Origin of the sequence: Mycobacterium sp. MAC_080597_8934 (assembly GCF_000523975.1) — a bacterium.
GTDB lineage: Bacteria > Actinomycetota > Actinomycetes > Mycobacteriales > Mycobacteriaceae > Mycobacterium > Mycobacterium avium.
On the sequence record NZ_JAOS01000013.1, the window covers coordinates 88,248 to 109,886 of the forward strand.

At 70.2% G+C, this 21,639-nt stretch carries 18 protein-coding genes and 3 pseudogenes; 13 read left to right on the top strand and 8 right to left on the bottom strand.

All coding sequences use genetic code 11. From position 1 onward, the window contains the following. Positions 1-23: 23 nt before the first annotated feature. Positions 24-708: pseudogene (locus NF20_RS06915) on the bottom strand (DUF3043 domain-containing protein). Between the two features lie 191 nt (positions 709-899). Between NF20_RS06915 and NF20_RS06920 the strand changes: the two are divergent. Both NF20_RS06920 and NF20_RS06925 read left to right on the top strand, forming a co-directional pair. Next, a pseudogene (locus NF20_RS06920) lies at positions 900-1,975 on the top strand (glycerate kinase). A 97-nt stretch (positions 1,976-2,072) separates the two neighbouring features. Continuing rightward, a complete protein-coding gene (locus tag NF20_RS06925; RefSeq protein WP_003872274.1) occupies positions 2,073-2,429 on the top strand; it encodes a HesB/IscA family protein in 357 nt (118 codons plus the stop codon). Between the two features lie 26 nt (positions 2,430-2,455). Here the strand turns inward: NF20_RS06925 and NF20_RS06930 are convergent, their stop codons facing one another. Further along, a complete protein-coding gene (locus NF20_RS06930) occupies positions 2,456-3,133 on the bottom strand; it encodes a hypothetical protein (RefSeq protein WP_033713324.1) in 678 nt (225 codons plus the stop codon). 179 nt (positions 3,134-3,312) lie between these two features. Here NF20_RS06930 and NF20_RS06935 point away from each other — a divergent pair, with 179 nt between their 5' ends. Then, the gene (locus NF20_RS06935) at positions 3,313-4,287 is read left to right on the top strand and encodes a carbohydrate kinase family protein (RefSeq protein WP_033713325.1); all 975 of its coding nucleotides are present in this window, start codon (positions 3,313-3,315) and stop codon (positions 4,285-4,287) included. Between the two features lie 21 nt (positions 4,288-4,308). Here NF20_RS06935 and asnB read toward each other — a convergent pair whose 3' ends face one another. Continuing rightward, on the bottom strand, positions 4,309-6,240 hold the full coding sequence (gene asnB, locus NF20_RS06940) for an asparagine synthase (glutamine-hydrolyzing) (RefSeq protein WP_033713328.1): 1,932 nt from the start codon (positions 6,238-6,240) through the stop codon (positions 4,309-4,311). A 121-nt stretch (positions 6,241-6,361) separates the two neighbouring features. Here asnB and NF20_RS06945 point away from each other — a divergent pair, with 121 nt between their 5' ends. The 5 genes from NF20_RS06945 to NF20_RS06965 all read left to right on the top strand — a co-directional run bounded on the left by NF20_RS06945 (position 6,362) and on the right by NF20_RS06965 (position 10,280). Then, on the top strand, positions 6,362-7,444 hold the full coding sequence (locus NF20_RS06945; RefSeq protein ID WP_033713329.1) for a cytochrome c oxidase subunit II: 1,083 nt from the start codon (positions 6,362-6,364) through the stop codon (positions 7,442-7,444). 13 nt (positions 7,445-7,457) lie between these two features. After that, positions 7,458-7,877, top strand: coding sequence for a cytochrome c oxidase subunit 4 (locus tag NF20_RS06950; protein ID WP_003872269.1), 420 nt, complete (start codon positions 7,458-7,460; stop codon positions 7,875-7,877). Positions 7,878-8,066: 189 nt separating this feature from the next. Next, a complete protein-coding gene (locus tag NF20_RS06955) occupies positions 8,067-9,029 on the top strand; it encodes an MmpS family transport accessory protein (protein ID WP_033713330.1) in 963 nt (320 codons plus the stop codon). Beyond that, complete coding sequence (locus tag NF20_RS06960; RefSeq protein WP_033713331.1) at positions 9,029-9,661, top strand: DUF2561 family protein; 633 nt, start codon at positions 9,029-9,031, stop codon at positions 9,659-9,661. Before NF20_RS06955 ends, NF20_RS06960 begins: the two co-directional genes overlap by 1 nt. A gap of 175 nt (positions 9,662-9,836) precedes the next feature. After that, positions 9,837-10,280 (top strand): DUF5994 family protein, encoded by a 444-nt coding sequence (locus tag NF20_RS06965; RefSeq protein ID WP_033713332.1) that lies wholly within the window; start codon positions 9,837-9,839, stop codon positions 10,278-10,280. A 34-nt stretch (positions 10,281-10,314) separates the two neighbouring features. Here NF20_RS06965 and NF20_RS06970 read toward each other — a convergent pair whose 3' ends face one another. From NF20_RS06970 to NF20_RS06985, 4 genes are all read right to left on the bottom strand, one after another. Next, positions 10,315-12,003: a cytochrome b gene (locus tag NF20_RS06970; RefSeq protein WP_033713334.1), complete on the bottom strand. Its 1,689-nt coding sequence runs from the start codon at positions 12,001-12,003 to the stop codon at positions 10,315-10,317. Then, positions 12,000-13,205 carry a ubiquinol-cytochrome c reductase iron-sulfur subunit gene (locus tag NF20_RS06975; protein ID WP_031354046.1) on the bottom strand — a complete coding sequence of 402 codons (1,206 nt, stop codon included), beginning with the start codon at positions 13,203-13,205 and terminating at the stop codon, positions 12,000-12,002. Before NF20_RS06975 ends, NF20_RS06970 begins: the two co-directional genes overlap by 4 nt. An 82-nt stretch (positions 13,206-13,287) precedes the next feature. Then, positions 13,288-14,115 (bottom strand): cytochrome c, encoded by an 828-nt coding sequence (locus NF20_RS06980; RefSeq protein WP_003872263.1) that lies wholly within the window; start codon positions 14,113-14,115, stop codon positions 13,288-13,290. 29 nt (positions 14,116-14,144) lie between these two features. Then, complete coding sequence (locus NF20_RS06985; protein ID WP_023861629.1) at positions 14,145-14,756, bottom strand: cytochrome c oxidase subunit 3; 612 nt, start codon at positions 14,754-14,756, stop codon at positions 14,145-14,147. A gap of 147 nt (positions 14,757-14,903) precedes the next feature. Here NF20_RS06985 and trpD point away from each other — a divergent pair, with 147 nt between their 5' ends. Then, positions 14,904-16,007 carry an anthranilate phosphoribosyltransferase gene (gene trpD, locus NF20_RS26095; protein ID WP_158295311.1) on the top strand — a complete coding sequence of 368 codons (1,104 nt, stop codon included), beginning with the start codon at positions 14,904-14,906 and terminating at the stop codon, positions 16,005-16,007. Here the strand turns inward: trpD and NF20_RS06990 are convergent. Then, positions 15,945-17,828 (bottom strand): annotated as a pseudogene (locus tag NF20_RS06990) (DEDD exonuclease domain-containing protein); the annotation flags it as partial. The gene trpD and the pseudogene NF20_RS06990 sit on opposite strands and share 63 nt — an antisense overlap. Before the next feature lie 116 nt (positions 17,829-17,944). On the opposite strand from NF20_RS06990, the gene NF20_RS26100 reads away from it, so the two are divergent. From NF20_RS26100 to pimB, 4 genes are all read left to right on the top strand, one after another. Next, positions 17,945-18,220 (top strand): hypothetical protein, encoded by a 276-nt coding sequence (locus NF20_RS26100; RefSeq protein WP_224112062.1) that lies wholly within the window; start codon positions 17,945-17,947, stop codon positions 18,218-18,220. Between the two features lie 180 nt (positions 18,221-18,400). Beyond that, positions 18,401-19,558 (top strand): peptidoglycan hydrolase RipC, encoded by a 1,158-nt coding sequence (gene ripC / locus NF20_RS06995; protein WP_033713336.1) that lies wholly within the window; start codon positions 18,401-18,403, stop codon positions 19,556-19,558. 31 nt (positions 19,559-19,589) lie between these two features. Further along, positions 19,590-20,420, top strand: coding sequence for a hypothetical protein (locus NF20_RS07000; RefSeq protein ID WP_033713337.1), 831 nt, complete (start codon positions 19,590-19,592; stop codon positions 20,418-20,420). Positions 20,421-20,456: 36 nt separating this feature from the next. Beyond that, on the top strand, positions 20,457-21,590 hold the full coding sequence (gene pimB, locus NF20_RS07005; protein WP_033713338.1) for a GDP-mannose-dependent alpha-(1-6)-phosphatidylinositol monomannoside mannosyltransferase: 1,134 nt from the start codon (positions 20,457-20,459) through the stop codon (positions 21,588-21,590). The last annotated feature ends 49 nt before the right edge of the window (positions 21,591-21,639 follow it).

The following is a 21,639-nucleotide window of genomic DNA, read 5'->3' on the forward strand; positions in this document are numbered from 1 at the left end:
GTCAGCCGGCTTTCGGGTGAGGTCTAATCGACACTGCTGCCGTGCTTGACTTGGGGCCGCGGCGCCCGCAACCGCCGCATCTGCGAGGCCCGGCCGGCCGCGTAAAGGCCTAGCTTCCAACGGCTTTCGGTGTTGTTGGGGAACTTGGCGTCGACCATCCTGCTGACCTTGCGGCCCAGGAGCAGGCCGTCGATACTCATCACTGCCATCAGCACCAGCATTGCGGGAGAGATGTAGAGCTGCAGTTGCGGGACGCCGAACATGATGAACATCAAGAACAGCGTCGACGGCATGAACAGGCCGAGCAGGTTGCGCCGGGAGTCCACGATGTCGCGCACGTAGCGCCGGACCGGGCCCTGGTCGCGCGGCAGCAGGTAGCCCTCCTCGCCGGCCATCATGCGTTCCCGCCGCTCCGACATGCGGGCGCGATTGGCGGCCTTGTCGGCGCGGCGCTCTTCGCGGCTGAGCTTGGGCCGCCAACGTCTTGCGGCGGCCGCGCCTCGGAGGCGGTCATCGGTGCGGGTGCGACGGCCCCTTGCGCGCGTTGCGGCGGGCCTCGCTGCGCTTGGGGTGGGCGACCCTTCGGCCGGTCCGGCGCGGCTCGCGGGACGCGGCGTCCGCGGCGCCAGCAACGTCGGATCCGCCCGACGCGGCGGTCTGCTCGTCGAGGTCTTCGTCCTGGTCCTTCTTTCGGCCCAACAGCTTCACAGGGGCCAGGTTACTTCGCGGCCGGGCCGCGCCGGAATTCGCCTGGAATGCCTTGCTATTAGACCTGCGTTAGTGCCTCAGTTGGCCCTACTCTTACACGTGATGAACGGCTGCCTTTGATGGACGACGGGTCGATGGCCTCGGATGATGCTGCCTCCAGCCTGGCCCCCGGCCGCCTTCAATTACCCGCGATGCAAGTTCTGGTGGCCCCCGACTGTTATGCCGACAGCATGTCGGCGCTGGAGGCGTCCGCCGCCATCGCGACCGGCTGGACCCGGTCGCGTCCCGGCGACCGGTTCATCGTCGCCCCGCAGTCCGACGGCGGTCCCGGTTTCGTCGAGGTACTGGCCAGCCGGCTGGGCGAGACGCGCCGGCTGCGGGTGTCCGGGCCACTGAAAGCCATGGTGGAGGCCGAATGGGTCTTCGATCGGGGGTCGGCGACCGCCTACCTGGAGTGCGCGCAGGCGTGCGGGTTGGCGCTGCTCGGCGGTCCACCCACCCCGGAGACCGCCATGGCGGCCCACAGCAAAGGCGTGGGCCAGCTGATCGCCGAGGCGCTGCGGGTCGGGGCGACCCGGATCGTGGTCGGACTCGGCGGCAGCGCGTGCACCGACGGCGGCCAGGGCATGATCGCCGAACTCGGCGGCCTGGACACCGCCCGCCGGCAACTGGGCAATGTCGAACTGATCGCCGCCTCCGACACCGAATACCCGCTGCTGGGCCCGTGGGGGGCGGCCCGGGTGTTCGGGCCGCAGAAGGGCGCCGACACCGCCACGGTCGCGGCGCTGGAAGTCCGGCTGCAGGCCTGGGCGCTGATCCTGGAGGCGGTCGCCGGGCGCGACGTCAGCGCCGAGCCGGGCGCGGGCGCCGCCGGCGGCATCGGGCCGGGCTGTTGGCGCTGGGCGGCCGGTGCGAGTCGGGAGCGGCCATCATCGCCGAACACACCCGGCTGTCCGACGACCTGGACACGGCGGAGTTGATCGTCACCGGCGAGGGCCGATTCGACGAGCAGTCGCTGCACGGCAAGGTGGTGGGTTTCCTCGCCGACGCGGCCCGGCCGCGCGGGATTCCGGTGATCGTGCTGGCCGGCCAGGTCGATCTGGACACCGCGACCGTGCGCTCGGCGGGCATCATGGCCGCGCTGTCGATGGCCGAACACGCCGGATCGGCGCGGCTGGCCCAGGCCGACGCCGCCAATCAGCTGATGGGTCTGGCCTCGGTTGCGGCGGCGCGACTCGGGAATAGCGGTCCGTCAAGGTACCGTTGAAGCAGTGGACTTTCGCCCAAGTCCGGGTCGCAGTGCGCACGCCGGCGATACCGGGCCGGATCGAAGCCACCCAACAATGAGGCATGTAGGAGAAGCAATGACGGTGCAAAACGAGTCGAACGCCAAGACCCACGGCGTGATCCTGACCGAGGCCGCCGCCACCAAGGCAAAGTCCCTGCTGGACCAGGAGGGGCGGGACGACCTGGCGCTGCGCATCGCGGTCCAGCCGGGTGGGTGCGCTGGGCTGCGCTACAACCTCTTCTTCGACGACCGGTCGCTGGACGGCGACCTGACCGCGGAGTTCGGGGGTGTGACACTGACGGTGGACCGGATGAGCGCGCCCTATGTCGAGGGCGCGTCCATCGATTTCGTGGACACCATCGAAAAGCAGGGGTTCACCATCGACAACCCCAACGCCACCGGCTCCTGCGCCTGCGGCGACTCGTTCAACTAGACGCTTCGGCTGATCGCGAAGGCCCTCTAGTACGAGCCGCCGGTGCGCAGCACGTACGAGCACACCATGATCTGGCCGCGCTGGAACAGCAGCTGGGCGATGCCCTGCACCTGCCCGCGCGCCGGGCCGCCGCTCACCGGGGACACCCGCATGCTGAACAACGCCTGCGCCTGGTACTGCGACAGGTAGACGATCTTGTCGATCGAGGTCACCTGCACCTCGGAGAACTGTTTGCGGAACGCGTCGCTGCTGAGCTTGGCCAGCGCCTGGTCGGACCGCTTGTCCTGGACGCCGTCGTAGAGGCCGCACAGGGCGTTGCGGGCGATCTCGTCGATGTCGCGATGCTCGAGCGCGTCCAGATAGCCCTGGATCGCCGTTTTGGCCGCGCCCTCGGAGAACGTCGCCCCGGTGTTGGCGCCGTTGGTGCGCACCCCGTACACGATGGCCACCGTCATCACCGCGACCAGCGCAACGGCCAGCACCAGGCCGACGATCAGCCGCCGCTTGGATCGCCGCGGCGGGTACGGCGCGGGCGCGGGTGGGGGACCGGCATAATTGGCTGAACCGGGTGGCGCCTGCGGGGCCGCGGCGTAGCCGGTATCGCCGGCGTTGGGGTGGTCCGGGAACTCGAGTGGCTGGGATTCGCTTGGGGGAGTTGGTCCTTGGCCGCCGACGGTGTGGTTCGGCGAGTGCGGACCTGCCATCGTGGTTCTCCTACGGTGGTGACGGGACTGCGAGCGGGTTCGGCCCGTCGAGTTGCTGAGCCGTTCCCAAGGTCGTTCCTAAGGGAGGCTAGCGCAGACCCTGCACCGACCGTGCACGCAGCGACGGTCGAAACACCTGAGTAAGCTAGATAACCTTACTAACGAAGGATGGAGATTTCGTGACGATCGCGGTGACAGGGTCGATTGCAACCGACAATCTGATGCGTTTCCCCGGCCGGTTTTCCGAACACCTGCTGGCCGAGCACCTGCAGAAGGTGTCCCTCAGCTTCTTGGTCGACGACCTGGTGATTCACCGCGGCGGCGTGGCCGGCAACATCGCCTTCGCCATCGGGGTGCTGGGCGGCGACGTGGCGCTGGTCGGCGCGGCCGGCGACGACTTCGGCGAGTACCGCGACTGGCTGCAGCGCCACGGCGTCAACTGCGACCACGTGCTGATCTCGCAGACCGCGCACACCGCCCGGTTCGTGTGCACCACCGACCAGGACATGGCCCAGATCGCCTCCTTCTATCCGGGCGCCATGTCGGAGGCCCGCAACATCAAGCTCGCCGACCTGGTGTCGTTGCTGGGCAAGCCGGAGTTGGTGATCATCGGCGCCAACGACCCGGAGGCGATGGTGGTGCACACCGAGGAGTGCCGCAAGCTGGGCCTGCCGTTCGCCGCCGACCCGTCCCAGCAGCTGCCCCGGCTGTCCGGCGAAGAGATCGACAAGCTGGTCGACGGCGCCGCCTACCTGTTCACCAACGACTACGAGTGGGAGCTGCTGCTGTCCAAGACCGGCTGGTCGGAGGCGGACGTGCAGCAGAAGGTCGGGCTGCGGGTGACCACGCTGGGCGCCAAGGGCGTCGACATCGTCGAGCGCGACGGCACCACCACCCGCGTCGGCGTGGTGCCCGAGACCAGCCAAACCGACCCCACCGGCGTGGGCGACGCGTTCCGGGCCGGGTTCCTGACCGGGCGCAGCGCCGGGCTGAACCTGGAACGCTCGGCGCAGCTGGGCTCGCTGGTCGCCGTGCTGGTGCTGGAATCCACCGGAACCCAGGAGTGGTCCTGGGACCAGGAGGTCGCCAAGAGCCGGCTGGCCGGCGCGTACGGCGAGGACGCGGCCGCCGAGATCGCCGCGGTGCTGGCCTGACGTTTTGCCGAGCAGACGCGCTCAGAGCTGCACCGGGTACACCGGCTCGCCGATCTGCGGCACCACGCTGTGCTCGACGAAGATGGCGTGCCAGAGCATGAAGATCAGCACTGTCCACAGCCGGCGGCTGTGATCGCTGACGCCGTTGCGGTGCTCGTCGAGCATCCGGCGCACGGCGCCCAGGTCCACCAGGTGACCGGCCTGAGACGACGCCACCATCGAGTAGGCCCACTCCAGCAGCTCGCCGGCGCGCAGCCAATGCCGGATCGGGACCGGGAAGCCGAGCTTGGGCCGGTGCAGCACGTGCGCCGGGACGATCGGCTCCAGCGCCCGCCGCAACGCGTACTTCGTGGTGGTGCGGGTGATCTTGGCCTCCACCGGCAACCGGGACGCCACGGCGAACACCTCGGGATCCAGGAACGGCACCCGCAGCTCCAGCGAGTTGGCCATCGTCATCTTGTCGGCCTTGACCAGGATGTCCCCGCGCAGCCAGGTGAACAGGTCGATGTGCTGCATGCGCGCCACCGGGTCCCAGCCGATCGACTGCGCGTACAGTGCGGCGGTGACGTCGGTGTGCGTCCATTCCGCGCGGAAGCCGGGCAGCACGTCGCGCAGCTGCGCATCGGAGAAGCTGCGGGCGTTGCCGTAATAGCGCTCCTCGAGCGTCAGCGACCCGCGGTGCAGCAGGCTCTTGCCGCGCATCCCGTCCGGCAGCGGCTTGGACACCTTGCCCATCGAGCGCCGCACCGGCCGCGGCAGGTAGTCGAAAGGCCGCAGCGACAACGGCTCCCGATAGATCGTGTAGCCGCCGAACAGCTCGTCGGCGCCCTCCCCGGACAGCACCACCTTGACGTGCTTGCGGGCCTCCCGGGCGACGAAGAACAACGGCACCAGCGCCGGGTCGGCCACCGGCTCGTCGAGGTACCAGACGATCTCGGGCAGGGCGGCGACGAACTCGTCGGGGTGCACCACCTTGGCGATGTGCCGGGCGCCGATCGCCTCCGCCGAGGCCACCGCGACGTCGATCTCGGAGAATCCCTCGCGCTCGAAACCGGTGGTGAAGGTGATCAGCCGCGGGTTGTGCCGGATGGCCAGCGCCGCGATGGCGGTCGAGTCGATGCCGCCGGACAGAAACGCCCCGACGGTGACGTCGGCGCGCATGTGTTTGGCCACCGAATCTTCGAGCACCGCGGTGATCTCGTCGTAGCGGGCCTGTTCGGTGTCGCGGGTGATGGGCACGGCGGCGAACCGGGGCACGAAGTAGCGGGTGATGTCGGGCGCCGCGCCGGGCCGGATCCGGGCATAACAGCCCGATTCCAGCCGTCGCACCCCGCGGTGCAGCGTCTCGGGCTCCGGCACGTACTGCAGGACGGTGTAGTGCTGCACCGCGCGCTCATCGATCGCGGTGTCGAACCCGATCAACTCGGCCAGCTCCAGCAGGCACTTCTTCTCGCTGGCCACCGCGGTGCCGCCGGTGCCGGTCGCCACGAACAGCGGTTTGATGCCGAAAGGGTCACGGGCACAGAACAATTCGCGGGTGACGGTGTCCCACAACGCAAACGCGAACATGCCGCGCAGCCGGGTCAATACATCGGTGCCCCAGTGGTGGAAGCCGGCGACGATGGCCTCGCCGTCCCCGTCGGTGGCGAACACCGCGCCGTGGTGGGCGGCCAGCTCGTCGCGCAGCTCCAGGTAGTTGTAGATCTCGCCGTTGAACACCAGCTCGTAGCGGTCCGGCGTCTCGGGCGGGCCCCAGCGCAGCGGCTGGTGCGAATGGGCGATGTCGATGATCGACAGCCGGTTGAAGCCGAACACGACGGAGCCGTCGGCGCCGGCCCAGGTGCCCGGCTCGTCGGGCCCGCGGTGGCGCATCAGGTGCGAGGCGCGCGCGATCGCGTCGTCGGCGCCGACGGCACCGGCTCGGGCGGCGACGAACGCCAGCAGACCACACACGGCGCCTCAGTATGCCGCACGTCCAACGCGGGGACCGACTGGCGGGCCGGGGTTTCGTCGCCCGGTTCAGACGCGTGGTCTACGCTGCGTAGTATTCGATATCCGAGCAGGAGGCGCCGACGTGACCCCTCGCGAGCAGGACCGTTCGCAACCTTTGTCGCAGGGTAGGTTTCCGGGCCGCGTCGGGCGCAGGGTGCTGCGGCCGTTGGCGCTGGCCGTGACGCTGGGTGTGCTGGCGATCGTGCTGAGCGGATGCAGCAGCTGGGCCGACGCGCTGGCGCTGGGCTGGCCGAAGGGCATCACCCCGCAGGCCCACCTCAACCGGGAGCTGTGGATCGGCGCCGTGATCGCCTCGCTGGTGGTCGGGGCCATCGTGTACGGGCTGATCTTCTGGGCGTCGGCGTTCCACCGCAAGAAGGTGACCGACACCGAGCTGCCCCGCCAGTTCGGCTACAACATGCCGTTGGAGCTGGTGCTGACGGTGACGCCGTTCCTCATCATCTCGGTGCTGTTCTACTTCACCGTGGTGGTGCAGGAGAAGATGCTGCACATCGCCAAGGACCCCGAGGTGGTGGTCGACGTCACGGCCTTCCAGTGGAACTGGAAGTTCGGGTATCAGAAGGTCAACTTCAAAGACGGCACGCTGACCTACGACGGCGCCGACCCGGAGCGCAAGAAGGCGATGGTGTCCAAGCCGGAAGGCAAGGACGCGCACGGCGAGGAGCGGGTCGGGGCCGTCCGCGGGCTGAACACCTCGGACCGCACCTATCTGAACTTCGACAAGGTCGAGACGCTGGGCTCCAGCGACGAAATCCCGGTGCTGGTGCTGCCCACCGGCAAGCGCATCGAATTCGACCTGGCGTCCGCGGACGTGGTGCACACCTTCTGGGTGCCCGAGTTCCTGTTCAAGCGCGACGTCATCCCCAACGCCGAGGCGAACAACTCGATCCACGTGTTCCAGGTCGAGGAGATCAACTCGCCCGGGGCGTTCGTCGGCCACTGCGCCGAGTTCTGCGGCACCTATCACTCGATGATGAACTTCGAGGTCCGTGTGGTGTCGCCCAACGACTTCAAGGCCTACCTGCAGCAGCGGATGGACGGCAAGAGCAACGCCGAGGCGCTGCAGGCGATTGGTCAGTCTCCGGTGGCGGTGACCACGCACCCGTTCGACTCCAAGCGCGGTCAGTTGGCCGGAAGCCAGTAGGTTAGGACACCACATGCATATCGAAGCCAGGCTGTTCGAGTTCATCGCCGGGTTCTTCTTTCTGACCGCACTGCTCTACGGCGTGCTGACCGCGCTGTTCGCCACCGGCGGCGAGGAGTGGGCGGGGACCACCGCGCTGGCGCTGACGGGCGGCCTGGCGCTCATCGTGGCCACCTTCTTCCGCTTCGTGGCCCGCCGCATCGACACCCGCCCCGAGGACTACGAGGGCGCCGAGATCAGCGACGGAGCAGGCGAATTGGGCTTCTTCAGCCCGCACAGCTGGTGGCCGATCCTGATCGCGCTGTCGGGTTCGGTGGCCGCGGTGGGCATCGCGCTGTGGTTGCCCTGGCTGATCGTGGCCGGGGTGATGTTCATCCTGTCGTCGGTCGCCGGGCTGGTCTTCGAGTACTACCTGGGTCCTGAGAAGCACTGATTCGCGGCATAAAGGTCACAATCCGATCACGTGATCGGCTGCGCAGTTCGCCACGGCGTCTCTGCCCCTTTGCGGTTGGGTAGTGTTTTGCCCAGGCAAATGGGAAGTTTCCCGGCGCGCCCGCAATGAAGTGACCGCGGAGTTTTACGCGCAGGCGATGCAGTTCGAACAGGGTAGGCAAAGGCAGAGATGAGCGGGTCTAGACCCCCGGGATGGGAACCTGAGGAACCCGATCCTGCTGCCGACCCGATCGACCACCAGCCGGATCCCGGCGGCCCGCCCGTCGACGAGTTCCCGGGTGAGGACTTCCCGGCCGGGGGAGATCACGAGGACGCGGTCGAACCCTTCGACGACAGCGTCGAATTCGACGCGGCCGACCAGACGGGTCAGACCGACGCCTACTCGCGGGCCTATTCGGCCCCGGAGTCCGAGCATTTCACCAGCGGCCCCTACGTGCCGGCCGATCTGCGCCTGTACGACTACGACGACTACGACGAACCGGCCGAGCTGGACGAGGAACACGGCACCGCCCGCTGGCCGTGGGTGGTCGGGGTGGCGGCCATCGTGGCCGCCATCGCGCTGGTGGTGTCGGTGTCGCTGCTGTTCGCCCGGACCGACACCACCAAGCTGGCCAACCCGAACACCACCACCGCGTCCACGCCGCCGCTGCAGGACGAGATCACCACCACCAAACCGTCGCCGCCCCCACCGCCCCCGCCGCCGCCACCCACGACCGAACCGCCGCCCCCGACTGCAACGGAGACCCAGACTGTGACGGTGACGCCCTCTCCGGCACCGCCGCCCCCGCCCGCGCCCGCCCCGGCCCCGCCGCCGGCCACCTCGACGGCCGCGGCCCCGCCGCCGCCCACCACCCCGACGGGTCCGCGCCAGGTCACCTACTCGGTGACCGGCACCAAGGCCCCGGGCGACATCATCTCGGTGACCTACGTGGACGCGTCCGGCCGGCGGCGCACGCAGCACAACGTGTACATCCCGTGGTCGATGACGGTCACCCCGATCTCGCAGTCGGATGTGGGCTCGGTCGAGGCGTCCAGCTTGTTCCGGGTCAGCAGGCTCAACTGCTCGATCACCACCAGCGACGGAACGGTGCTCTCGTCGAACAGCAACGACGCGCCGCAGACGAGCTGCTGATGGTCAGCAGATATTCGGCATATCGGCGTGGGCTGGGCGACGACACCATCTCGCCCGAGGTCATCGACCGCATCCTGATCGGTGCCTGCGCCGCGATCTACCTGGCGTTGTTGGGCGTCAGCGTGGCGGCCTGCGTTGCGCTGGCGGACCTGGGCAGGGGATTTCACAAGGCGGCCAGCAGCCCGCACACCACCTGGGTGCTGTACGCCGTCATCATCGTCTCCGCGCTGATCATCGCGGGGGCCATCCCGATCCTGTTGCGGGCCCGCCGGATGTCGCAGGCCGAGCCGACGGCCCGGGCGATGACGGCGCCGGCACGACCCCCGGTGCGGCTGGGCGCCGGCGTCGCGCGGCCCGCGACCGAGCGGGCGCGGCACACGCCGGCGACGACCCCGGACGTGGGGTGGTCGGGCGAGGCGGTCGATCGAATCTGGTTGCGCGGCACCGTCATATTGACCGGCACCATGGGCGCGGCGCTGATCGCGGTCGCGACGGCGACCTATCTGATGGCGGTCGGTCACGACGGATCGTCCTGGGTGGGCTACGGATTCGCCGGGGTGATCACCGCGGCGATGCCGGTGGTCGAGTGGCTGCACATCCGCCAGCTCCGCGAGGCGGTCGCCGAGCAGTAACCGCCGTCGCGGCCCGGCCCCGGGCCACCTCGGCGATCCGGTCGGCCGCGGGTGGCGTAGCGTCGAGCGCGAGCGGTTTCGTTGTCAGCGGTGCGCTACCGCGCTGCACCCACCGGCAATGCGATTCCTCCCTTCGCCCGCCCGCGAAGGATGCCGACCGGGAAGGGCGCCGCACGTGGGTTCCGCAGCAAGACGCCGACGCGCCGATCCCGTCCGGCTGTCGGTGGGGTGCGAACTGGGCCGCGCCATCGACGGCGCCTGGTGGCCCCGCGCCGACCGCATCACCAACGAATTGCCCGAGCTGGTCGCGGTGCTCACCCCGCTGCTCGGTCAGATCGGCGCGATCAACGTCAACTGGCCGCCGCTGCAGCGACCGCCGGACTTCAACTGGCCGGGCTGGGAACGCAAGCGCCAGCACGTGATGACGCTGATCGGGGGAGACGCGCGGATCAACCTGCTGATCATCCCGTACGCGACCTACAGCGCGCTGGCGCGGATGGTGTTGCGCTGCGCAGCCGGGCTGCCCGTCGAGCCCCGGGACCGGGGCAAGCCGGCGTTCCTGACGGCCGGCTCGATCCTGCGGGCCGCCGAGCAACAACGCGTCGACAGCTCGCCCTGAGGCTCACCGGGCCTCAGGGCGCCCTGCCGCGTCGCTAGTGCTGGCCGTCCTCGCCGTTGGTCGAGCCCACGATGCTGTCCTGATGTTCGCGCAGGGCGGTCAGGGCACGCTGCTCGGAGGCGTGCGCGGCCTCCCGCAGGGCCGCGTCCTCGGACGGCGGGTCGGCGTACAGGAAGCTGCCGATGCCGGGCGACCCGGCCGAGCCCAGCTTGTTCATCTTCTTGGGCAGCGGGGCGCCCTGGTACTCCAGCGGCAGCGGGTGACCGTGCTCGTCGACCGGGCCCAGCGGCTGGTGCAGCTCGATGTAGGCGCCGTGCGGCAACCGTTTGATGATGCCGGTCTCGATGCCGTGCTCGAGCACCGCGCGGTCGCTGCGCTGCAGCCCGATGCACCACCGATAGGTGACGAAGTACACGATCGGCGGAACGATCACCATGCCGATGCGGCCGATCCACGTCGTCGCGTTCAGCGAGATGTCGAACTTCAGCGCGATGATGTCGTTCATCGCGCTCAGCGTGAGCACCATGTAGAAGGCGATCGCCATGGCGCCGATCGACGTGCGCACCGGCACGTCGCGCGGCCGCTGCAGCAGGTTGTGGTGCGCGTAGTCACCGCTGAACCGCTTCTCCAGGAACGGGTAGATGATCAGCAGCACGAACACCGCGCCCATGATCAGCGCCACCCACACCACCGCCGGAATGGTGTGGTGCCAGAAGTAGAACTCCCACGGCGGCCAGATACGCGCCAGGCCCTCGGTCCACATCATGTAGAAGTCCGGCTGCGAGCCGGCCGAGACGTGAGATGGCTTGTAGGGGCCCAGGTTCCAGATCGGGTTGATCTGCAGCAGACCACCCATCAGGCCCAGCACGCCGACGATGGCGGCGAAGAACGCGCCGGACTTGACCGCGAACACCGGCATCACCCGCACCCCGACCACGTTGTGCTCGGTGCGACCCGGGCCGGGGAACTGGGTGTGCTTCTGGAACCACACCATGGCCAGGTGCAGCCCGATCAGCGCCAGGATGATGCCGGGCAGCAGCAGGATGTGTAGGGCGTACATCCGCGGGATGATGTAACCCGCTGCGGCGCACTCGCTTCCGACACCGCCGCAGGGGAAGTCACCACCGAACAGGGCCCAGTGCAACCAGGTCCCGATCACCGGCATGCCCAGCGTGATCGAGGACAGGGCGGCGCGCAACCCGATGCCCGACAACAGGTCGTCGGGCAGCGAGTAGCCGAAGTAACCCTCGAACATGGCCAGGATCAACAACAGTGAGCCGATCACCCAGTTGGCCTCGCGCGGCCGCCGGAAGGCGCCGGTGAAGAAGATGCGGGCCAGGTGCACCATGATCGCGGCGGAGAAGATCAGCGCGGCCCAGTGGTGGACCTGACGCACGAACAGCCCGCCGCGCACCTCGAAGGAGATGTCCAGGGCCGACGCGAAGGCCTTCGACATCTCCACGCCGCGCAACGGTTGGTAGACGCCGTTGTAGGTGACCTCGGCCATGGACGGGTCGAAGAACAGCGTCAGGTACACCCCGGTGAGCAGCAGCACGATGAAGCTGTACATCGCGATCTCGCCCAGCAGGAACGACCAGTGGGTGGGGAAGACCTTGTTGAGCTGTCTGCGGACGGCCGCCGACGGGTGGTAGCGCGTGTCGATGTCCTCGCCTTGACGGGCCAGGACGTCGCCGATCTTCGGGGGACTCAATTTCGGACTCATGTTGTCGTCCTCTCCCAGAATGCCGGTCCGACGGGTTCGACGAAGTCACCGTTGGCGACCAGATACCCGTTGGTGTCGATGGTGATCGGCAGTTGCGCCAACGCCCGCGCGGCCGGCCCGAAGATCGGCTTGGCGAAATGCAGCGCGTCGAACTGCGACTGGTGGCAGGGGCACAGGATCCGGTAGGACTGCTCCTCGTACAGCGATGCGGGGCAACCCAGATGCGAGCACACCTTGGTGTAGGCGAAGAACTCGCCGAAGTTGAAGCTCTCCTGGCCCTGCCGCTTGACCACGCGGGGCATGTCGGTGGGCCGAATCCTGATGAGCATCACCGGGTTTCGCACACCCTGGTTGATCGCCCGCAGCTTCTCCTGCGATTCCGGGGTGGTGCCGTCGCCGTCGGACTCGCGCCACGGGAACACGGTTTCCATGCCGCCGGCGTCGAGGTCCTCGGGCCGCATCTTGACGAACGGGGCCCCGGTGTAGGTGCCGGTGGCGCGGGCCAGGTAGATGGTCTCGCCCGGGTAGCGCGGGGTCCAGCCCGACGTCCACAGCACGGCCTTCTTCCCGTTGGCGGTGGGCACCACCGGCTTCCACGGGTTCTTGATCAGGCCCCCGGCAAATGCGACCAGGGTGGACAGGCCGAACGCGCCCAGGCCCACGCCCAGCGACAGCCCGACCATCTTGCGCCGCCCGATGGTGGACCCGTTGTAGGCGTCGGCCAGGTTCGCCACGACCGTCTTGCGGTCGATCTCGCGGGAGGCGCCGTCGTGCCGCTGCTGGATCGAAATCTCTTCGGGGATAAAGCGTTTCTGGTACAGGATGGTGCCGATCCCGATCGACAGGATGGACATCCCGAAGGTCAGGCCGTACAGCGGGGTGGCCAGGTCGTACAGGAAGCTGCCGGCGGCCTCCTTGGGCTTGTACTCCCACGGCCAGAACAGGAAGATCAGCAGCAGCGCCAGTCCGAAGCCGCCGCCCAGCAAAAGCCACAGGGCGACGCCGCGCTCGGCGCGCTTCTCGGCCTTGGTGCCCTCGACCGGCCACCGGGGTTCCTTGAACACCGTTTCGACGCCGTCGAGCTTGCCGCCAAGCGTCACCAGCTCCTGCTGCGACATCGCGGCCAGCGCCGCTTCGTCGGGCTCGTTGGGCGCCCCGGCTCCCTTGTCGGTGTCAGAGCCGCGAACGTCGCCGTCGCTCATTTTGCGCCGCTCCTCCTCTTCGGTTCGGCCCCTTCGCCGTTGCGCGGCTGGGGGAGACCCCACTGCATCGTCCCGGTGCGGCTCATGCGCGTGCCCCGATCCACAGCGCCAGCCCGATGGCGGCCACCATGCCGATGATCCAGGCCGCCATCCCCTCGGGGGCGGGGCCGAACCCGCCCAGGCCGTAGCCGCCCGGCTGGCGCTCCTCGGTCACCGCCTTGATGTAGCCGATGATGTCCTTCTTGGCCTCGAACGACAGCTGGCGGTCGGAGAACTTCGGCATGTTCTGCGGACCGGTCCGCATCGCCGCCAGGATCTGCTGCTCGTTGGCGGGCTCGAGGTCCGGCGCGTACTTGCCGGACGACAGCGCCCCGCCCTTGCCGGTGAAGTTGTGGCACGACGAGCAGTTCAGCCGGAACAGGTCGCCGCCGCGGCCGAGGTCCTCGCCGCGCAGCGAGCGCATCGCCAGGCTGCCGTCCGGGTTGCGCACGGTGGTGGGACCGCCGCCGTTGGCCTGCACGTAGGCGCCCAGCGCGTCGGTCTGCGCCTCGTCGAACACCGGCTCCTTGCGGGGCGCCTGCGCCTCGCCCGTCATCGCGGGCATCCGGCCGGTGGACACCTGGAAGTAGACGGCCTCCTCACCGACACCGATCAGGCTCGGCCCGCGGTCGGGCACGCCCTGCAGGTTGGCGCCGTGGCACGACACGCACGACGTGTCGAACAGCTGCTTGCCGGTGCGCAGCAGCGCCGAGTTCGACTCGTCGGCGACGGCGACCTGCGGCCGCGGCGTCAGGATGGCGGCCAGTCCGCCGGCGATGGTCAGCGCGATCAGCAACAGCAGGCCGCCGGACAATCGGCGGCGCAGCCGCCGTCGCGAACGGTCGGTTCGGGTGGACCGCAGCTTCTTCAACCGAGCACTCCTGTTCGTCCAGCGTCCGCTCATCGGATGAAATAGATCACGGTGAACAGCGCGATCCACACGATGTCGACGAAATGCCAGTAGTACGAGACGACGATGCTGGCCGTCGCCTGCGCCGGGGTGAACTTGCTCATCGCGGTGCGGGCCAGCAGGAAGATGAAGGCGACCAACCCGCCGGTCACGTGCAGACCGTGGAACCCGGTGGCCAGATAGAACACGCTGCCGTAGGCGCTGCCCGGGATGGTCGTGCCGTGGCCCATCAGGTGGTAGTACTCGTAGCCCTGCCCGAGCACGAAGAACAGGCCCATCAAGAAGGTGATCACATACCAGCGACGCAGCCCGAACACGTCGCCGCGCTCGGCCGCGAACACCCCCATCTGGCAGGTGAACGACGACGCGATCAGCACCAAGGTCACCGGCACGGCCTGATACAGGTTGAGCTCGGTCGGCGGCGGCGGCCACTTGCCGCCCGACTGGGCGCGGGCGGTGAAGTACATCGCGAACAGGCCAGCAAAGAACATCAGCTCGCTGGAAAGCCAGACGATCGTGCCGACACTGACCATGTTGGGCCGATTCAGCGAATGAACCCGCGACGTAATTGCAGTACCTGAGGTCCCGACAGCGCTGGTCACATCCGCAAGTATGACGCTTTGTAGTTGTTGAACTCCACCCGGGTCTGGAATTTCACGATTTGTGGCGGGGCGCGTCACGCCCCGGCGCCGACCGGGCCCTTCGCGGCGAGGTTGGGGCCGCTGTGCCCGGCGTGGGACCATCGGCGCGTGGCGTTGTCATCTGAGTCGTCCGCGGCTTCCGCGGCCCGGCGGCCCTCCGGTGCGCCGGCGACGTCGTGGCGCCAGGTGCTGGCCCGGCTGACCGGCGGTGACGACCTGGCCCGCGGGCAGGCGGCCTGGGCCATGGACCAGATCATGACCGGCGAGGCGAGCCCGGCCCAGATCGCGGCCTTCGCGGTGGCGATGCAGGTGAAGATCCCCACCTCGGCCGAGGTCATCGAGCTGGCCGAGGTGATGCTGAACCACGCCCTGCCGTTCCCGGCCGGCGCGATCCGCGACGACACCGTCGACATCGTCGGCACCGGCGGCGACGGCGTCAACACCGTCAACCTGTCCACGATGGCGGCGATCGTGGCCGCGGCCGCGGGGGTGCCGGTGGTCAAACACGGCAACCGCGCGGCGTCGTCGCTCTCGGGCGGCGCGGACACGCTCGAGGAGCTCGGGGTGCGGATCGACCTGGGCCCCGAGCAGGTCGCGCGCAGTGTCGCCGAAGTCGGCATCGGCTTCTGCTTCGCGCCGCTGTTCCACCCGTCCTACCGGCATACCTCGGCGGTGCGCCGCGAGATCGGCGTGCCGACGGTGTTCAATCTGCTTGGGCCGCTTACCAATCCGGCTCGACCGCGGGCCGGATTGATCGGCTGCGCGTTCGCCGAGCTGGCCGAGGTGATGGCCGGGGTGTTCGCCGCCCGGCGCTCCAGTGTGCTGGTGGTGCACGGCGACGACGGGCTCGACGAGTTGACCACCACGACGACCAGCACCATCTGGCGGGTGCAGGCCGGCACGGTGGACCGGTTGACGTTCGATCCGGCCGGGTTCGGTTTCCCGCGGGCCGAGCTCGACGATCTGTTGGGCGGTGACGCGCAGACCAACGCCGCGGAGGTGCGGGCGGTGCTGGCCGGCGGCCAGGGCCCGGTGCGCGACGCCGTCGTCCTCAACGCCGCCGGCGCGATCGTGGCGCACGCCGGGTTATCCAGCCGCGCCGAATGGTTGCCGGCCTGGGAGGACGGGCTGGCCCGCGCCAGCGCCGCCATCGACTCCGGCGCGGCCGAACAGCTGCTCGCGCGTTGGGTGCGGTTCGGTCAGCAGCTCTGACGCCCGCAGGGCCTGCTCGCTTGCCAGCCGGGCCGAGCGCGCCGCCGCCGCCCACGCCGCCCAGGCCCCGGCCGAGCTCAGCGGGGAGGCCCAGCCCGCCGCGTCCTGGGTGCCCTCCACCCGGACGATGCGCACCCCCGGGGCCTCCAGCCAGCGCGCGATCAGCGCCGTCTCCTCGACCAGCGCGCCGCCCAGCGGCCCCGGCTCGGGCCAAATCGCTTGCGCCGCAGCGGTGATCGCGTCAACCACCGGCATCGGCGGCACCCCGCGCCGGGCGTTGCCCGCCGCGGCGAGCCGGCCGTAGCGGACGACGGCCAGCTGATAGCCGCCCTGCCCGTCGGGCGCGGCGGCAGCCAGCTCCGGCAACGAGGCCAGGGCCCGCAGCCGCTGGCCGCGCCACAGCGTCTCGACCGCGGTGGCGGTGCGGTCACGCAGCCGGGCGGCGCTTTCGAAGTGACGCCGCTCGGCCAGCGCAGCGACCTGGTCCACCGCGGCGGCCAGCGCGCTGTTGTCGGCGCCGTCGATCAACGCCGCGACCCGCGCCACCGCGGCCGCGTATTGGGTGGCCGTGACGCCGCGGGCGGCCGGGCACGGCGCCACCTCCGCCTCCGGGCACAGCGGCCCGTGCAACGCCGCCCGGCCCAGCCGGTTGGTGCAGGTGCGCAGCCCGGCGAACCGGGCCAGCAGCTCGGCGGTGTCGGCGGCGTCGGCGCGGGCCCGGAACGGCCCGACGGCCCGGTCGTGCCGCGGCGCCCGGACCACCGCGAGCCGGGGGAACGCCTCGTCGGTGAGCGCCACCCACCACCACCGCTGGGGGAAGCGGGACCGCCGGTTGTAGGGCGGGGCGTGGGCGGCCAGCAGCCGCAGCTCGCGCACCCCGGCCTCGAGCGCGTGCGCGCACTCGACGTGGTCGACCGCGCCGGCCAGCGCGACCATCTCCTTCATCCGGCCGCGCGGATCGGCGCCGGTGAAGTACTGGGCGACCCGGCGCCGCAGGTCGACGGCGGTGCCGATGTAGAGCACCTCGCCCGACGGCCCGCGGAACAGGTACACCCCCGGCCGGCGCGGCAACCCCTCGGCCAGCACCCGTTTGCGGCGCTGGGTGGGCGTCACGTCGGGCAGGTAGCCGCGCAGGTCGGCGTAGGTGTGCACGCCCTGGTTGCCGACCCGCTCGATGAGGGCGTGCAGCACGTCGACGGTGGCCCGGGCGTCGTCGAGGGCGCGGTGGGTGGGTTGGGTGGTCACGGCGAACAGCCGGGCCAGCGAGGCCAGCCGCACGCTGGGGGCCTCCTCGCGGCTGAGCACCCGGCGGGCCAACCGGACCGTGCACAGCACCCGCGGTCGCGGCCAGGCGATGTCGCACTGCTGCGCGGCGGCGCGCAGGAACCCGACATCGAAACCGGCGTTGTGGGCGACCAGCACCGCCCCGCGGTCCAAGCCGGCGAACTCGAGGAACATCGGCAGCACCGCGTCGATGGCCGGCGCGTCCGACACCATCGCCGTGGTGATGCCGGTCAGTCGCATGATCTGGGGCGGGATGCTGCGCTGCGGGTCGACCAGGGTGGCGAACTCGCCGAGCACCACGCCGCCGCGCACCTTGACCGCCCCGATCTCGGTGATGGCGTCGGGCGCGGTTCCCTCGGTGCTGGTGCTGCGTCCGCCGGTGGTTTCCAGGTCGACCACCACGAAGGTGGTGTCGCGCAGCGCGACCTCGTCGGGGCCGAACGCCGGTCCCACGTCGGCGAAGCTCAGCTGAGTCGCACCGTCGGAGGCCACGGTGGTGACGGTAGGCAGCACGACCGACACCCGGGCGGCTGCCACGCCGGTCCGGGCGGTCGGGGTCGGCGGTCGATGTCGGTGGCCGCCGTTACCGTTCGGTCAGCCCGGCGCGATGTGCGCCGGCCCGCTCCGCGGAGCCAGACCGAGAGGACGGACCGATGGCATCGAGAACTGGACCCACCGACAGGGGTGCGACGGCGGCTGCGGCGCCGGCCGCGACGCCGGAGCCGGGGGCGCCGGTGGTGATCGACTGCGACGACTGCGCGGCGCGCGGACCCGGATGTCGCGACTGCGTGGTCAGCGTGATACTCGGGGTCCCGGATACCTTATTGCAGGACGAGCGAGCGGCTTTGGAGGTTTTGGCCGATGCCGGCCTGGCACCACGGCTGCGGCTGGTCCCGATTCGTCGGGATCGCGGGACTGGTGTAGCCTAAATGCCTTGTCCGCCAAAGGCCCTCGGCTCAGGCGGAATGGCCCACATCAAAATGACAGAATTCTTTCTAATTTCTTAACCGCCCGCTTTGGACAAACGCCGATATCGTTTCGTAACCTGTTTGAGACCTAAACCCGCTCGACGACCGCGATTCGTCGATGGCCGTTTAAGGAAGCAAATCTTGAGGCTTGACTCTAGGTACCCGGTTGCGCGTGCCCTGACACGTTCGGCCCTGGGGACGCTAGCTGGCTTCGCGATCCTGTTCGGTATCGTCACCGCGCCCGCGTGCGCCGACCCGGCCGAAGACGCCATGGCGAAACTCAACGAGCTGTCCCGTCAGGCCGAGCAGACCACCGAGGCCATGCACAGCGCCCAGCTCGACCTGAACGAGAAGCTGGCCGCCCAGCGCGCCGCGGAGAAGAAGCACGACGACGACCAGGCCGCGGTGGACGCGGCGAAGGCGCACCTGGCGTCCTACCAGAAGGCGGTCAACAACCTGGCCGCCGCGACCTACATGGGCGGTCGCGTCGACGGCATGGAAGCCATCCTGACCGCCGGGTCGCCGCAGGGGCTGATCGACAAGCTGGCCGTGCAGCGGCTGATGGCCACGCAGATGGCCAGCCAGATGAAGAGCTACCGGATCGCCGGCGAACAGGCCGCCAAGGCCGAGCGCGAGTCGGCGAAGTCGGCCGCCGACGCCAAGAGCGCCGCCGAGCAGGCCGCCGCGGTGCGAGCGAGCTTGCAGTCCAAGCAAAGTCAGCTGCAGGTGCAGATCGCGGTGGTCAAGTCGCAGTACATGTCGTTGACGGCCGACCAGCGCACCGCGCTGGCCAACCCCGGACCGGCCGTCCCGGCCGCCGCGACGGCACCCGGTGCGCCGGCGCCCGAAGCGGCGCCGCCCGGCACGCCCCCGGGCGGGCCGGGGCCGGGTGAGGCTCCGCCTCCCGGCGGCGCACCGGGCATGGCTCCCGGCGGCGGGGGAGTCGGCGGCGGCGACCGCGCCACCGTCGTGCAGGCCGCGCTGACCCAGGTCGGTTCACCCTATGTCTGGGGTGGCGCCGCACCCGGCGGGTTCGACTGCTCGGGCCTGGTGATGTGGGCGTTCCAGCAGGCCGGCATCTCGTTGCCGCACTCCAGCCAGGCGTTGGCCCATGGCGGACAACCGGTTTCGCTGTCGGACCTGCAACCCGGCGACGTGCTGACCTTCTACTCCGACGCCTCGCACGCCGGCATCTACATCGGCGACGGCATGATGATCCATTCCTCCACCTACGGTGTGCCGGTGCGGGTGGTGCCGATGAACTCCTCCGGCCCGATCTACGACGCCCGCCGTTACTAGACGCCCGCGGCTCGCGGCCCTGCTGGCCTGGGTGTTCGTCGTCGAACTCGTGGTGGCCGCGGCGGTGCCGTTCGACGCCGAACGTGACGGCCGGACCCGTCCCGCCCAGCTGGTCAGCCCCGTGCGCAGCCAATTCAGCGCGTCGAGCAGGTCGCTGGTCGTCGGCGATCGCACCGTCCGGATGCTGGGTCTGGGCGGCCCGGCCAGTGACCGGTTGCTGGCCCGGGTGGCCGCGGGCATGGGCGCGGCGATCACCGCCGTGGAGGCGTTCTGGGGCGCCGACTGGAACCGGGAGATCTCGGTGGTGGCCGCCGGCACCGACGAGGAATTCCGCGCCGCGGCGGGCGGGGGCCCGGCGACGCAGTGGGCCGACATCGCGGCCGTCACCGTCTCCGACCGGGTCGATCCGGTGCGCCGGATCGCGTCCGGCCAGCGCATCGTGTTCGCGCCGGGTGCCGCCAACATGAGCCCGGCGTCGTTGCGAATCGTGTTGGTGCACGAGCTTTTTCACTATGCGTCGCGCGCGGACACGGTTGCCGACGCGCCCCGCTGGCTCACCGAAGGGGTCGCCGACTTCGTCGGTCGGCCGCCGGCGCCCGTGCCCGCCGATGCGTTGCTGCCGCTGACGCTGCCGTCGGACACCGACCTGGACGTGCCGGGGCCGCAGCGTTCGTCGGCCTACGACCGCGCCTGGTGGTTCGCCCGGTTCGTGGCCGACAGCTACGGACCGCCGAAACTGCGCGAGCTGTACCTGGCCACCTGCGGCCTGCGGCGCGCCGATCTGGCCACCGCGGCCCAAGAGGTGCTGGGCACCAGCCCGGCCGGCCTGCTGACCCGCTGGCACCAGTGGCTGACCCACTAGGGCCGGCCCGCGGTGCCGCCAGGCTAGCCTGACCCAGTGAGTCGGGTCCTGCTGGTAACCAACGACTTTCCGCCCCGCCCGGGCGGCATCCAGTCCTACCTCGGCGAATTCGTCGGGCGGCTGGCCGCCGCCGGCTCGCATGAGCTGACGGTGTATGCGCCGCACTGGAAGGGCGCGCAGGCTCACGACGAGGCCGTCGGCTACCGGGTGGTGCGCCACCCGGGCACACTGATGCTGCCAGGGCCCGCGGTCGACGCCCGGATGCGGCGGCTGATCGCCGAGCACGGCATCGACACCGTGTGGTTCGGCGCCGCCGCCCCGCTGGCGCTGCTGGCCCAACGCGCCCGCGCCGCCGGGGCCCGCCGGGTGCTGGCCAGCACGCACGGCCACGAAGTGGGGTGGTCGATGCTTCCGGTGGCGCGCTCGGTGCTGCGCCGCATCGGTGAACAGACCGACGTCGTCACCTTCGTCAGCCGCTACACCCGGTCCCGGTTCGCGCCGGCGTTCGGGCCCAGGGCGCGGCTGGAATACCTGCCGTCCGGCGTGGACACCGGCCGGTTCCGGCCCGATCCGGCCGGCCGCGCGCGGCTGCGGGAGCGCTACGGGTTGGGCGGGCGGCCCACCGTGGTGTGCGTGTCCCGGCTGGTGCCGCGCAAGGGCCAGGACATGCTCATCCGGGCGATGCCCTCGATCGTGCAACGGGTCGACGGCGCCGCGCTGGTCATCGTCGGGGGCGGCCCCCACCTGCAATCGCTGCGCGCCCTGGCCCGCGACTGCGGGGTGGCCGCGCAGGTGACCTTCACCGGGGGGATACCGGCCGCCGAGCTGCCCACCCATCACGCGCTGGCCGATGTGTTCGCCATGCCGTGCCGCACCCGCGGCGCCGGCCTGGACGTCGAGGGGCTGGGCATCGTCTACCTGGAGGCCTCGGCCAGCGGTGTCCCGGTGATCGCCGGCAGGTCCGGGGGAGCACCGGAAACGGTGCAGCACAACAAGACCGGGCTGGTGGTGGACGGCCGCTCGGTGACCGAGATCGCCGATGCCGTCACCGAATTGCTCAGCGACCCGGACCGGGCCGCCGCGATGGGCGCGGCCGGCCGCCAGTGGGTGACCAGCCAGTGGCGCTGGGACACCCTGGCCGCCCGGCTGGCCGGGCTGCTGGGCGACTAGCGGCGGCCAGCGGGCCGGGCGCCGCGGCCGTCACGCGGGGCCGCGAGCG

Excerpts from the sequence above, each read along its gene's own strand:
- NF20_RS06925 (WP_003872274.1), top strand. The coding sequence starts at position 2,073 with ATGACGGTGCAAAACGAGTCGAACGCCAAGACCCACGGCGTGATCCTG.
- NF20_RS06930 (WP_033713324.1), bottom strand. The coding sequence starts at position 3,133 with ATGGCAGGTCCGCACTCGCCGAACCACACCGTCGGCGGCCAAGGACCA.
- NF20_RS06950 (WP_003872269.1), top strand. The coding sequence starts at position 7,458 with ATGCATATCGAAGCCAGGCTGTTCGAGTTCATCGCCGGGTTCTTCTTT.
- NF20_RS06955 (WP_033713330.1), top strand. The coding sequence starts at position 8,067 with ATGAGCGGGTCTAGACCCCCGGGATGGGAACCTGAGGAACCCGATCCT.
- NF20_RS06960 (WP_033713331.1), top strand. The coding sequence starts at position 9,029 with ATGGTCAGCAGATATTCGGCATATCGGCGTGGGCTGGGCGACGACACC.
- NF20_RS06970 (WP_033713334.1), bottom strand. The coding sequence starts at position 12,003 with ATGAGTCCGAAATTGAGTCCCCCGAAGATCGGCGACGTCCTGGCCCGT.
- NF20_RS06975 (WP_031354046.1), bottom strand. The coding sequence starts at position 13,205 with ATGAGCGACGGCGACGTTCGCGGCTCTGACACCGACAAGGGAGCCGGG.
- NF20_RS26100 (WP_224112062.1), top strand. The coding sequence starts at position 17,945 with ATGGCATCGAGAACTGGACCCACCGACAGGGGTGCGACGGCGGCTGCG.